We start from the raw sequence: 13,134 nt of genomic DNA on the forward strand, positions 1-13,134 counted from the left end.
AAATTTTCTTTGGCTAAAGATTTTTCTTGCTTAGTTTTCTTTTGAAACCATTTATTCCCAACAAATATTTAGCTCACTCTAAATCAGCCGGTTATCAACTTAAAACCTTCGCCGTGTAAGTTTAGGATTTTAATGTTCTCGTCTGCCTTTAGATGTTTACGAAGTTTGGTAATGTAAACATCCATAGAGCGGGCGTTAAAATAGGAGTCGTCTCCCCAAATTAATTTCAAAGCATAACTCCTACTTACCGGCTTATTTGGGTTTTGACAAAACAGCTTTAAAAGCTCCGATTCTTTGGTAGTCAACTTTTTAGATTCTCCCCCATTTAGAGTCAACTTTAAGTCAATAGTGTTAAACGAATAAGGCCCAATTTTAAACTCTTCTTGAACCTCTTCTGGCTCTTGTTTACTCACTCGTCTTAGTATGGCCGCTATTCTCATCAAAAGCTCTTCCATACTGAAAGGCTTTGTCATATAGTCGTCTGCTCCACTTTTAAAACCTTGGATGGTATCCTCCTTCATTGACTTTGCCGTCAAAAATATAATTGGGACATTCTCATCTTTGAGCCGAATTTCTTTGGCTAAAGAGAAACCATCTTTTTTTGGCATCATGACATCTAAAAGACATAAATCAAAACCACCAACATTTAAGAACATGTCTAAACCTTGATTTCCATCTCTTGCCAGCTCTACTGTATAGCCTTTTGACGACAAATACTCTTGAAGTAGCATCCCTAAATTGGGGTCATCTTCCGCTAACAAGATCTTTAATTGGTTTTCCATTTTTATGTTAATTGGTTAGACTGCCGTGTTTAAAAATTCTAATTCAAAAGTTGTTCCTTTGCCAACAATGCTGTTGACTTTAATATTTCCATGATGCAAATCCATCATTTTTTTGACGTAGCTTAAGCCAAGGCCAAAACCTTTTACATCATGTACGTTTCCGGTAGAAACTCTATAGAACTTATCAAAGATTTTGCCTAGCTGATCTTTTTTCATTCCAATACCCTCATCACTTATAATTACAGAAACACCTCCAACTGTGTCTCTTGTAGCCACTTTAATTTTTGGTTTTTCTGAAGAATATTTGTTTGCATTATCAAGCAAATTATAAATCACATTAGTCATGTGAACTTCATCTGCTATAATTTCAGGATTGCTTGCTGCTAGATCTAACTCTAAGCTTCCTTCTTTATTTTCTATTTGAACGCTTAGGTTTTGACAAACCTGCTCTATGGTTTCATGAAGATCTACTTCAGTTTGATTTAATTTAACATGCCCTTTATCTAAAAGAGCCATCTGAAGCACTTTTTCTACCTGGCTTCCAAGCCTGCTATTTTCATCTTTTATGATGTTTAAATATTTTTCAGGATCATTTTTCATGCTGGCATCTTTCATAACCTCCACAGCTAATGAAATGGTAGATATAGGCGTTTTGAACTCATGTGTCATGTTATTGATAAAATCGTTCTTAATCATTGACAGTTTTTTCTGTTTCAGCATGGTGTTTACTGAAGTGAAGAAAATACCGCCTATCATTAAAATCAAGACCAGTGAGCTACCAAAAACAGACCACATGTTACCCATTATAAAATTCTCCTTTCGCGGAAAGTAAACATATAGGTACTGGTCTTGCTGAAAAGCGTCGTTAGGAAATAGCTTAACATTATAAGCCAAATCGCTTAATTCAGGATTATTATCAAGGCCGAAAGAAGCAAATCGCATATTCCCTTTGTCTTTTACGCCGTACTCAAAAGCTAAATCGATGCCGTGATTTTTCAGTTCTTGCTTAAGCAACGTGTCTAGCATTTCCTGATTTACACGTTCGTAAATATCTCTTTTACCTTGCATAAAATCGGTAAAAACATCTTTGACTAAATCTGCTTTATTTCTAGATTTCTCCAGCTGCTCACTATCATCCACTACCTCCACCCATTCATATTCTGGTTCTTCCAGCTCAGTAGCCACCGCCTTCGCTTTGGGTTTTGGTTTTGAGACATTTTGTTTTTGACGTGCTCTTGCTGTGTCTAAGTTTGTTTGCTGAGCTCTACTAAGCGTATCGCCTATTACCGCTAATTGACCATTAGACTGCTGTAAGCCCATTGGCCCCATTCTTTGGCCCGCATTTACAAAAGCCCTGAACTCTTGATCAATTATATTTAGGATTTGATTAATTCCTTGATTTCTATTGATGGCATCGCCAGACCTTTGATCTAATTGTTGCAAAATCATGTTTTGCTCACGCATCATCTTTTTAACAAAAGCCATTCTATTTTCTGGCAAAAGATTTCTCTCGTCAAAACCAGCATCTGATAACTGAATATTGATAGTAAACTCTTCCATGGCAGGCAAACCAGTTCTTGGGTCAAAAACCACAAAATGAGTATCCGGTCTTGCAATTGCAGACTGCCTAACAGGCTCTTCAACGGGTGTTTTCTTTGCCAATAATGGCTCACTTACTTTTTTTTTCGTTTTTGCTGAAGTTGGCTTCTTCTTTAAAACCCTCTTTAGCTTCTTTTTTGGCTTACCTTGGTCAGTTAAAGATGCTAAAGCCAAGAGTTCCTGTTCTTTAATTTTTTTGTTTGCCAGAAATAGAACCTCTTGTTTCTCCACTCTATTTACGGCCTGGTTCATTGACTCCACTACTTTTCTATCAAATTGCTCTCTCTTAACCACAAGAGCATTTTCAATCCAATACCACTGAAAAGCTATCAGTGCGATTAGAGCAAATAACATTAAACCAATGATGTATTTTATATTCTTCATTTAAGCAGAAAAAGAGCTGATTAACATTTGATTCATATTACAAAAATAAAGTTTCGCTAGCCACCGCTTCAGCGTTTAACACTTTTTAACCTAGTCTAAGCCCAAAACCCAGTTAAAAGAAGTTCTAAATCAAACACACTTTCTCGCTAAAAACCTTAGCAGCATGCCCATATACTAATACTATGAAAGCGTTTATTACAACTCAATTGTGTAAAATTCACTTTATTGGATAGTCAAATTCCCCTTATTTATTACTTTTACCCGAAACAACAACCCTCTTAATGATCATGAAGCTTTCAGAAGCATCTCACGCGAGACAAGAAAAACACCCAGAAAGAATATTACAGTTTGGTACAGGCGTATTGCTTCGTGGCTTATGCGATTTCCTTATTGACAAAGCCAACAACGACGGCTTTTTTAAAGGAAGTGCGGTAGTGGTAAAGTCGATGCCAGGCGGAATTGAAGTATTTAACGCACAAGACAACCTTTATACCGTTTGCGTAAGAGGAATAAAAAGTGGCGAAAACATTTCTAAAAACGTTGTTTGCGAAACAATAAGCCGGGTTTTGGCTGCTAGCACTCAATGGGAGGAAATTCTTAAAACTGCTGAAAACCCTGACATGGATGTGGTAATAAGTAATACCACTGAAGTAGGCCTAAAGTATGTCAAAGAAACTTTAGATGGCGTTCCTACTTCATTCCCAGGAAAACTTACTGCTTGGTTACAAAGAAGATTTAATGCTGGCCTACCTGGCGTAATTATCATTCCTACAGAATTAGTGGTAGACAACGGTGATGTTTTAAAAGACCTTATTCTTCGTCAAATAGAAGACCAAAACCTTAGCAGCGAATTTAAAAACTGGATTGAAAATGAAACTGATTTCTGTAATTCTCTAGTAGACAGAATTGTTCCTGGAAAACCAGCTAAAGATGAGCTTCAAGAGATTTATAAAGAACTTGGTTACGAAGACCAGCTTCTCACAAAATCTGAAGTATATGCTCTTTGGGCTATTCAAGGAAACGAAGATGTAAAGAAAAGGCTTTCTTTTGAGCAAGCAGATGAGCGAGTAGTAGTAGAAAAGGATATTACACAGTATCGTGAGCTTAAGCTAAGAATGCTTAATGCACCACATACATTAATGTGTGGCCTTTGCTTTTTAGCCGATTTTGAAACGGTTAAGGAAGCTCTTAATAATGATATTATAGAAAAATTCATTTCGAACTTAATGCTGACTGAACTTGCTCCGGCGGTTTCTTCAAAAGTAGACCCTAAGGTGGTTCAGCGTTATGGAAGAGAAATTATTGACAGATTCAGAAACCCATATCTTGATCATAAATGGCATAGCATTACTTTCCAGTATACCATGAAAATACAAATGAGGACCATTCCTCTTTTGACAAGGTATTATGAAGTATTTGGCAATGTTCCTCATTACTTCGCAAGAGGCATGGCGGCTTACTTATTATTTATGAAAGCTGTTAAAGAAGAGAACGGACAATACTTTGGTGAGCATAATGGTGAAAACTATATCCTAAATGATGACCAGGCAGCGTGGTATTTTGAAGCATGGAAGTGTGGCGATGCAAAAGAATTAGCAAAAAAAGCCCTAAGCAATACTGATTTTTGGGGAATGGACTTATGCACCTTAGAAGGGTTTGAGGATGCAGTAGCTACGCACCTTTGCAACATGAATATGCTTGGTGTAAAAGAAGTGGTTTCGGCATTAAATGTATTTGCCTAGCCTTTCTTAAAATAAGGAGACTTAAAAGAAAAAGCGTTGGTAGTCGCACGGAAGTAATCTTCTGTTTGATTTCCAACGCTTTTGTGTAAGAATACGGTTGAATAAATGATTGAGCAAATCTAATAATAGAATTGTTATCCCAAACAGTGGGTTCGATTTTTTTCGCAAACATTTTTAAAATAAAAATTCAAATTAATGCGGCATAAATACAATTTGGATTTCGCTCAAAAATTATTTTGAAAATATTTTAACTTTTTTCTGCCTAGTGTTTGGAAAATTTAAACTCATCCTGCATCTTTGCAATCCCAAACGAAGGGAGTTTAGCTCAGTTGGTTCAGAGCATCTGCCTTACAAGCAGAGGGTCGGGGGTTCGAATCCCTCAACTCCCACTTCGAAATCAAAGCGTTAGCAAAGTAAAATTTGTTAACGCTTTTTGATTTTTAGGGTTTTTACTTCCACGAAAACCGAGATTAAAGAAGACCCACAATCCTATACTGTCCATATCCTCACACTTTACCTTTTCGTCGCTATTTTAGAGATTAATCGTAGATTTCCATTCTATCACAACTAATTAATAACTTTATATACAAATAGTTACACAAAATATAGTTCTAAATCTAATACTTCCCGCTAGCATAAAACCAACCCCAAAAACCTAGCCCTTACCTTTTCAAAATGCCAAGCCAGATATATAAACCATCGGTTTATCAATCGTTTGTACTAATTTGCTTGTCAAACCCTATAAGAAATAAAATGAGCGAAGAAGTTGTCGTTGCTGAAGAATACGAAAGAGAACCCGTTCCCAAAAAAGCACTGAAAGGATGGAAAAGCTTTTTAGGCATGTATGCAGGCGAACATGCTGCCGGTACTGAATTCGTCATTGGCCCCCTTTTCCTAACCACAGGTGTTAGTGCTTTTGACCTTTTGGCTGGCCTTTTTGTTGGAAACCTAATGGCCGTACTTTCTTGGCGATTCTTAACCGCGGAAATTGGTGTCAAAAATAGACTCACCTTATACTTCCAATTAGAAAAAATCTGTGGCAAGAACCTTGTCAAGTTTTATAACATTGCCAACGGTATACTTTTCTGCTTTTTAGCAGGTTCCATGCTCACGGTATCAGCCACGGCTGTAGGTATTCCATTTGACATGGATATGCCGAAACTAACCGATGTTATGCCTAACGGTATCACTTGGATTATTATCGTGGTTGTACTAGGTGCTATTACTACCCTAATAGCCGCAAAAGGCTACGCTATGGTTTCCAAAGCTGCCAACTGGATGTCTCCTATCATTATTGTAGGTTTTGTAGCTGCTGCTATTGTAGCCATGGGTCAATTAGAGATTCATAGCTTTTCTGACTTCTGGAACATTTGGGGTGAAGGTAAAGAGCCTTTCCCTGGTCAAATCAAATATACATTTTGGCATGTTGCTATTTGGTCTTGGTTTGCTAATGCTGCCATGCACGTTGGGATGTCTGATTTATCTGTTTTCCGTTATGCCAAATCTGCGAAATCCGGATGGACAACGGCAGCTGGTATGTATGTAGGACATTACATCGCTTGGATAGCCGCTGCATTGCTTTATGCTGTTTACCTTAAAACGCCAGAGGCCATAAACTTTTTAGCCAACGGAGAAGCTCCTTCTGTAGCTCCTGGACCACTTGCATATAACGCCATAGGAGCCTTTGGTGTATTAGTTGTTCTTCTTGCTGGGTGGACTACCGCAAACCCAACCATTTATAGAGCGGGTTTGGCTTTTCAAACGTTGTTTCCAAAAATGAAGTCTAGTGGTGCCACTATCATTGCAGGTGTAATAGCCACGGCGGCTGGGATATTCCCTGCCTTTGCCATGCAATTATTAGATTTTGTGGCTGTTTATGGCTTCATTCTAGCTCCAGTGGGTGCCATTATCGTTTTTGACCAATATTTCTCTTCTAAATTTGACGTTAGCTCTAATTATGCAGAGAAGAACAAATTAAACCTAAACTGGGCCGTTCTTTTAGCTTGGGCATTAAGTGTTTGTGGGTTCTACTTTTACGCCAAAACGAATGGCGTATTTTTATCTTTCTTAACACTTCCTGCATGGATTTCTTGCGGTGTTCTTTTCTTAGTATTTAGTAAAATAATGCAGATGAAGACCTCCTAATTTAGAACAAACAACATATTCAAGGAGGTGGTTTTTCATAAAGCCACCTCTTTCTTTTTATATGACATTCTATTTTGGCGTATATTCGAGAAACACTTCACCCTATTTATGAAAAATACACTTCTACTCTTTCTAATAGCTTTCTCGAGCTATGCTCAAATAAATACTGCCAACATTCAAATTGCGAGAGACCAATGGGGTGTTCCACATATTTTTGGTAAAACCGACCCAGAAGTGGCTTACGGACTAGCATGGGCTCATGCCGAAGACGACTTCAAAACTATCCAATTAACACTACTGGCAGGAAAAGGAATGCTTGGCAAGCTCAAAGGAAAAGACGGTGCTGCTGTAGATTACGTTGTTGGTCTTTTAAAAACACAAGAAATAGCTAAAGCAAAAATGCATACCCTTTCGCCTGAGTTTACGGCTTTGGCCAAAGGCTACTTAGATGGACTAAACCGATATGCGAACTTACACCCTGAAGAGATTTTGGTCAAAAACTCCTTTCCAGTTAGCATGAATGACTATGTCTCCTCATTGATTCTTTCTTTATCCGTTATTTCTGGGGCCGATGATGTTATTAAAGACATTTATGGCGGAACTATAGAAAAACCTAAAATCAAAGAAGAAATAAAAGGCTCAAATGCCTTTGCGTTCTCCTCTGCCAAAACAACGACAGGAGAAACTTTTTTAAACATCAATTCTCATCAGCCTTTAGAAGGGCCAGTAGCATGGTATGAGGCACACCTTCAAAGTGAAGAAGGCTGGAATATGCTTGGTGGCCTTTTCCCGGGAGGCTGCGTTATTTTTCATGGGGTCAATGAAAACCTAGGGTGGGCTCATACAGTAAATCATCAAGACAAGATAGATGTCTATAAACTAGAGATGAAGTCGAAAAACTCTAGAAAGTATCTCTTTGACGGTGTATGGAAAAAGCTTGAAAAGAATAAAGTTAAACTAAAAGTAAACCTAGGCTGGATAACCTTGCCCATTGGCAAGAAGGCTTATTGGAGTGAATATGGTGCTACCTTAAAAACAAAAGGCGGTGTTTATTCCATAAGAATGGGAGCAAATCAAGACATAAGAGGTGTAGAACAATGGTATAAAATGAATAAAGCGACCAACTATCAAGAATTTCATAAAGCCATGGAAATGGTAGCAATTCCTGGGTTCAATACCGTATATGCCGACAATCAAGACAATATCTTCTTTGTCTCGAACGGTAAAATTCCGATTAGGAATCCCATATACGATTGGTCAGGTGTTTTACCAGGAAATACCTCAGAAACACTGTGGACGGAATTTCACCCTTTAGACGACTTACCGCAATATTTAAATCCTAAGTCTGGCTATTTGTTCAATTCAAACAATACTGTTTTTAATGCTTCTGCCGAATCTGACAATCTAAAGCCAGAGGCTATTGACCCAACAATGGGATATCCGCTCAAAGACAATAACCGGAGTATGCGATTTGTAGAAAGAATGAAAGCCTATGATAAACTGAGCTACGATGATTTTAAATCCATCAAATATGATGGTCAATATCCTGCGAAATTTCATTTCCCTTTAGATATCAATATCATCTGGGAAATGGAAAGCGAGAAGTATCCCGAAATAGCTGAAGAGATAGAATTGCTTCAAAATTGGAATAGAAAATCTGATATTGAGAATACGGATGCTGGCTTTTTCGCAATTCTTGCCTATGAAATCATAGAAGTAACTAAAGGCTCTAAAGAGGTTGATGTACTATCAAAGGAGATGGCGATTAAAGCCATTCAGGCTAGTAAAGAACACTTAATTGCAAACTTTGGGTCTACCGAAGTCGCTCTAGGAGAAGTACAAAAATTAGTAAGAGGAGACAAAGCAATTCCATTACCCGGACTTCCTGATGTTTTGGCAGCCATGTACACGAGCCCTTACAAAGATGGCATGCGTAAAGGAATGGCGGGTGAATCTTATATACAATTAGTACGCTTTAAGAAAAACCAAAAACCTGAAATAGAAACCGTCATAAACTACGGTGCTTCTAACCACCCAGAAAGCCCACACTATGCCGACCAGATGGAAATGTTTGTAAAACAAAAGACTAAGAAGATGACTTTGAATAAGGCTAAGGTTTTGAAAAATGCAGAAAGGGTTTATTCGCCCAAATAAAAAGGGTAAGATAATTATCTAGCCCTTGCTTTGTTTTAAAATAAGAATAATAGAATGACATTAAATCGGTCTGAAGACCTAAGAACATATTCCACCAAGTCGAACCAGTCTGCAGATTTATCCGCCGAATGGAGGACAGGCGGGAAGGCTTTGCGGAGCAGGTTAGCCCTCGAACCTATTGAGCAACTGTCACATTTTCAACTATTTTTTCTATTGCAAAACTAAATTTGCTTAAACCCTATATCAATCTGAAGATTGACAAACATACATACGACGTCAAAAAAACTAAAGGCAGAGCAGAGAAACATCATGCAATTTCTACCACTTTCGCTAAATCAATATTTCCCCTTTACCCAGCCCTTCGGTATACTATCCCAAATATTAACTGTGGAATCGCTAAAACATTTATCTAATTCGCATACCAAATCCCACCTGATTCTATGATAGTCTGGTGTTATGGAAGAAAACTCAACAAGTAATTCTAGCTTCTTTACTCTTTCAATATCACTTCTATCTGCACCAAAGCCCATATCAAAACGCTGAGCACCAACTGTCCTTGTTGATTCTATCCAATTTCCCTGATATTCATATTCATAATCGATGTTTACTTTCATTTTCCTCATGTAAGCACGGGTTACTTCTAACTTGGTATAAAAAGAACCCTTACTTAAATACTCTTCTTCACGACAACTGTAAATCGTGGTATATAAAGTAATGAATAGAAAGCACGCAACACTCCAAGCTAAAAATGCTCTATTCCTCTTGAGCAGTACGAGAGCCCATCGCCATAAAAATGAAATCTTTTTAATCATTTGTATCCTATGTCTGAATCAATAATCGTGTGGGCAATTTCATTGTACAAGTGGGATATTCCGCTCCCCGAAGCTTGTAGCTTCGGTGTGGTGAATAAAGGCCTCTGGCCTGAATGGCTAATTCATTTATATCATTGTACGCCTGCTAGGCTTCAAATCTAGTAACCTTCCCCCGTGTTTCAAAGTGTTTTTGATACAGCTTCAGGGTAGCAAAAAAGTATAAATTCCGAGTATCAGGGCGGAGGCCTTGTGACACTACTACGAAGCTAAAAGCTTCGTAGTAGTGTCACATAAAAAAAGGAGCACTAGGCTCCTTTTTTATACAATATATGTAATGAGAATTAGCCTATTAATAAACTCTCTCTACGTCTCATTTTTCCTGCTGGAATGCCGAACATCATCTTAAATCTTCTACAGAAATAAGCGGTGTCTTTATAACCAACTTCCGCACCAATGGCACGAATACTTTTCTTAGAAGTTCTCAGAAGCGTAACCGCTGCTTCCATTCTTTGATACTCTATATAATCTTGAGGATTAATTCCTGTCAACATTTTGAAATATTGACCGACATAATCTTCAGAAACGTTAGCTACATTGGCCAGCTGCTTATTTGACAAGTCACCTTCTAGGTTCTCTTTGATATAAGCAAAAATATCTATCAAACGAGGGTCTTTGAAATAAGTACTGTTGGTAGCTAATTGCTCCACAAACATTTTATTTCTTAAGATAAAGCGAATAATTTCAATAACAACCTCTTCGGTTTTATTCATTATCACTCTACCTCTACCTGCTTCGTCCGTAAAGTCCTCCACCAAAATATCTCTAATAAGACCAGCCAGTTTACTATCATTCTTGATAAAAAATGGTGGTATATCTAAAGAGGTAAAAAAGTTAACAGAGTCAAAAACCTTCGCTTCAAAAGCAATTAAACCAAAAGAGTTACGCACCTTTCCTATCTCATGAGGAATGGTCATTGCATCAAAATAATGCTCTCTTCGGGTCATGAATTCTTCGTAAGTAATGTTTTTAGGCTCACCCGAACCATATGTAATATTAGAAGATTTTCCACCAGGAATAAAAAGCATGTCGCCAGCTTCAATTTCCTCATCAATCCCCTCTAACTTCACATTGCCATCATAAAGGATAAGCAATGTGTTTTCCACATCGTAGAAATTCTTAATTCTTATTGGCTGTAAAATGTTAATGTGCCTTGCTTTCGCAAATTTCACACCCAGCGACTCAATAATTTTATTATAATCTTCCATAATCAACAAACTATATACTTCTTAATTTTTTGTAGACTAATAGCCTTTCCTAACACTATTTGTACAAATCTAATAATATTTATTTGAGACTCAAAAATTTAATTAGATAAGAATGTTTAATTATTCATACAAAACCGAGACCAAACAAGCATTTTTCCCAAAAAAATCTAACTTTCGTACAAATTTACAAGCTTAAACGATAAACTAAAATTGGTAAAAAACATAGAAAGCAAGCATTAGACACAAAAAAAGGGCGTTTTTGACGCCCTTTAAAAATACAATGTTATGTTGTTTTACTTCAATATAGATCTTGCGATTACGAGTCGCTGAATTTCAGAAGTACCTTCATAAATTTCTGTAATCTTAGCATCTCGCATCATTCTTTCTACATGATACTCTTTCACATAGCCATAACCACCATGCACTTGAACGGCTTGGGTGGTCACCCACATGGCTACTTCAGAAGCATAAACTTTGGCCATCGCCGCTGATTCAGAATAGTTCCTACCTTGGTCTTTTTCAAAGGCGGCTTTATAAATTAAGAACCTAGCTGCTTCAATTTTTGTATGCATATCTGCCAGTTTAAACTGAATAGCTTGGTGTCTTGAAATCTCCTTACCAAAAGCCTTTCGCTCTTTAGAGTATTGAAGAGCTCGCTCATAAGCACCTGAAGCTATTCCTAATGCTTGAGCCGCAATACCAATTCTACCGCCATCAAGCGTACCCATGGCGAACTTAAAGCCATGCCCATCATCACCAATCCTATTCTCTTTTGAAACTTTAGTATCAGAAAACATCAAAGAATGTGTATCTGAAGACCTAATTCCCATTTTGTCTTCTTTTTTCCCAACCACAAAACCCTCTGTTCCCTTTTCAATAATTAAGGCATTTATACCTCTGTGACCTTTGTCTGCATCGGTTTGAGCTATCACCAAGGCAATATCAGAAGAGCCGCCATTGGTAATCCAGTTTTTAGTACCATTGACCAAATAATGGTCTCCTTTATCAATAGCTGTTGTTTTTTGGGAGGTAGCATCCGAACCCGCTTCTGGTTCCGAAAGGCAAAAGCAACCCAGTTTTTCTCCTAAAGCCAAAGGCTTCAAGTATTTTTCCTTTTGAGCTTGCGTTCCATACTTTTCAAGGCCCCAACAAACCAAGGAATTATTTACAGACATCACCACGGCTGCAGAAGCATCAATTTTGGCTATTTCTTCCATAGCCAGCACATAACTGATGGTGTCCATACCGCCGCCGCCAAACTCAGGGTCTACCATCATTCCGAGAAAGCCGAGCTCTCCCATCATTTTGACCTGCTTTTCTGGAAATTTTGAATGTGTATCTCTTTCTATTGCGTCATGAAGTAATTCCTTCTCCGCAAAATCACGGGCAGCTTCTTGAACAGCCAACTGTTCTTCCGATAAATCAAAATTAATTCCTTGCATTGGTTTCTATGTTGATGTTAAACCAAAGTTACAAGAGTTAATAATAGTATGCAAGCATACTATTATTAATAAATCTTAATTTCTAGGCTACACCTCCGTTTACAGAAAGCGTATGACCACTGACATATGAAGCCTCTTCTGTGGCTAAGAATAAATATGCATTCGCAATATCAGCCGGCTCTCCTAACCTTCTCACAGGAATGTCGGCCATAAAGCCGTTTCTAATTTCTTCCGGAATGCTATCAGTCATATCCGTCTTGATAAAACCAGGAGCTACAGCATTGGCTGTAATGTTATGCTTTCCAAACTCCTTAGCCCATGTTTTTACCATGCCTATAATAGCGGCTTTGCTAGCCACATAGTTTGTTTGACCAAACCCTCCAGTGATTCCAACTACCGAAGAGGTGCATATTACTCGCCCGTATTTCTTCTCTACCATGTGAGGGACTACGGCCTTTGTACAATTAAAAACACCCGTTAAATTAATATCAATCACAGATTGCCATTCCTCTTGACTCATTTTAAGGAAACTTTTGTCTCTTAAAATTCCTGCATTGTTTACAAGAATGTCAATTTTTCCGAACTGGGATATTGTTGAACTAACAGCTGCTTCTATAGACTTCAAATCTTTAACATCTACTTTTTGAAACACACAATTTGCCCCAATGGCATTAGCTGTTTCTGCCCCGTTTTCAAGAACATCCCAAATAATTACTTGAGCTCCTTCTTTTACAAAAAGTTCGGCCGTAGCTTTTCCTATACCTCTAGCACCACCAGTTACAATAGCAACCTTGTCTTTTAATCTCATA

Annotated in this window: 9 protein-coding genes and 1 tRNA gene; 4 read left to right on the plus strand and 6 right to left on the minus strand. The window is 37.8% G+C overall.

Features of this window, described 5'->3' with window-relative positions; all coding sequences use genetic code 11:
* Positions 1 to 83: 83 nt before the first annotated feature.
* Entirely contained in the window at positions 84 to 782 is a 699-nt protein-coding gene (locus tag AADJ06_RS10525; protein ID WP_341226403.1) for a response regulator transcription factor, read from the minus strand.
* Positions 783 to 797: 15 nt separating this feature from the next.
* A complete protein-coding gene (locus AADJ06_RS10530; RefSeq protein WP_341226404.1) occupies positions 798 to 2,765 on the minus strand; it encodes a HAMP domain-containing sensor histidine kinase in 1,968 nt (655 codons plus the stop codon).
* Positions 2,766 to 3,052: 287 nt separating this feature from the next.
* Here AADJ06_RS10530 and AADJ06_RS10535 point away from each other — a divergent pair, with 287 nt between their 5' ends.
* The 4 genes from AADJ06_RS10535 to AADJ06_RS10550 all read left to right on the plus strand — a co-directional run bounded on the left by AADJ06_RS10535 (position 3,053) and on the right by AADJ06_RS10550 (position 8,806).
* On the plus strand, positions 3,053 to 4,507 hold the full coding sequence (locus AADJ06_RS10535) for a tagaturonate reductase (RefSeq protein ID WP_341226405.1): 1,455 nt from the start codon (positions 3,053 to 3,055) through the stop codon (positions 4,505 to 4,507).
* A gap of 314 nt (positions 4,508 to 4,821) precedes the next feature.
* A tRNA-Val gene (locus AADJ06_RS10540) sits at positions 4,822 to 4,896 on the plus strand.
* A 364-nt stretch (positions 4,897 to 5,260) separates the two neighbouring features.
* On the plus strand, positions 5,261 to 6,652 hold the full coding sequence (locus AADJ06_RS10545) for a hypothetical protein (RefSeq protein ID WP_341226406.1): 1,392 nt from the start codon (positions 5,261 to 5,263) through the stop codon (positions 6,650 to 6,652).
* A 108-nt stretch (positions 6,653 to 6,760) separates the two neighbouring features.
* Entirely contained in the window at positions 6,761 to 8,806 is a 2,046-nt protein-coding gene (locus AADJ06_RS10550) for a penicillin acylase family protein (protein WP_341226407.1), read from the plus strand.
* A 335-nt stretch (positions 8,807 to 9,141) separates the two neighbouring features.
* Here the strand turns inward: AADJ06_RS10550 and AADJ06_RS10555 are convergent, their stop codons facing one another.
* From AADJ06_RS10555 to AADJ06_RS10570, 4 genes are all read right to left on the minus strand, one after another.
* The gene (locus AADJ06_RS10555) at positions 9,142 to 9,618 is read right to left on the minus strand and encodes a hypothetical protein (RefSeq protein WP_341226408.1); all 477 of its coding nucleotides are present in this window, start codon (positions 9,616 to 9,618) and stop codon (positions 9,142 to 9,144) included.
* Between the two features lie 341 nt (positions 9,619 to 9,959).
* Positions 9,960 to 10,883 carry an AraC family transcriptional regulator gene (locus AADJ06_RS10560; RefSeq protein ID WP_341226409.1) on the minus strand — a complete coding sequence of 308 codons (924 nt, stop codon included), beginning with the start codon at positions 10,881 to 10,883 and terminating at the stop codon, positions 9,960 to 9,962.
* A gap of 293 nt (positions 10,884 to 11,176) precedes the next feature.
* Complete coding sequence (locus AADJ06_RS10565; protein WP_341226410.1) at positions 11,177 to 12,325, minus strand: acyl-CoA dehydrogenase; 1,149 nt, start codon at positions 12,323 to 12,325, stop codon at positions 11,177 to 11,179.
* 82 nt (positions 12,326 to 12,407) lie between these two features.
* A complete protein-coding gene (locus AADJ06_RS10570) occupies positions 12,408 to 13,133 on the minus strand; it encodes a beta-ketoacyl-ACP reductase (RefSeq protein WP_341226411.1) in 726 nt (241 codons plus the stop codon).
* Between the last annotated feature and the right edge of the window lies 1 nt (position 13,134).

The sequence above is a fragment of the uncultured Arcticibacterium sp. genome, assembly GCF_964021845.1.
Lineage (GTDB): Bacteria > Bacteroidota > Bacteroidia > Cytophagales > Spirosomataceae > Arcticibacterium.

Excerpts from the sequence above, each read along its gene's own strand:
- AADJ06_RS10535 (WP_341226405.1), top strand. The coding sequence starts at position 3,053 with ATGAAGCTTTCAGAAGCATCTCACGCGAGACAAGAAAAACACCCAGAA.
- AADJ06_RS10555 (WP_341226408.1), bottom strand. The coding sequence starts at position 9,618 with ATGATTAAAAAGATTTCATTTTTATGGCGATGGGCTCTCGTACTGCTC.
- AADJ06_RS10530 (WP_341226404.1), bottom strand. The coding sequence starts at position 2,765 with ATGAAGAATATAAAATACATCATTGGTTTAATGTTATTTGCTCTAATC.
- AADJ06_RS10550 (WP_341226407.1), top strand. The coding sequence starts at position 6,761 with ATGAAAAATACACTTCTACTCTTTCTAATAGCTTTCTCGAGCTATGCT.
- AADJ06_RS10570 (WP_341226411.1), bottom strand. The coding sequence starts at position 13,133 with ATGAGATTAAAAGACAAGGTTGCTATTGTAACTGGTGGTGCTAGAGGT.
- AADJ06_RS10525 (WP_341226403.1), bottom strand. The coding sequence starts at position 782 with ATGGAAAACCAATTAAAGATCTTGTTAGCGGAAGATGACCCCAATTTA.
- AADJ06_RS10545 (WP_341226406.1), top strand. The coding sequence starts at position 5,261 with ATGAGCGAAGAAGTTGTCGTTGCTGAAGAATACGAAAGAGAACCCGTT.
- AADJ06_RS10560 (WP_341226409.1), bottom strand. The coding sequence starts at position 10,883 with ATGGAAGATTATAATAAAATTATTGAGTCGCTGGGTGTGAAATTTGCG.
- AADJ06_RS10565 (WP_341226410.1), bottom strand. The coding sequence starts at position 12,325 with ATGCAAGGAATTAATTTTGATTTATCGGAAGAACAGTTGGCTGTTCAA.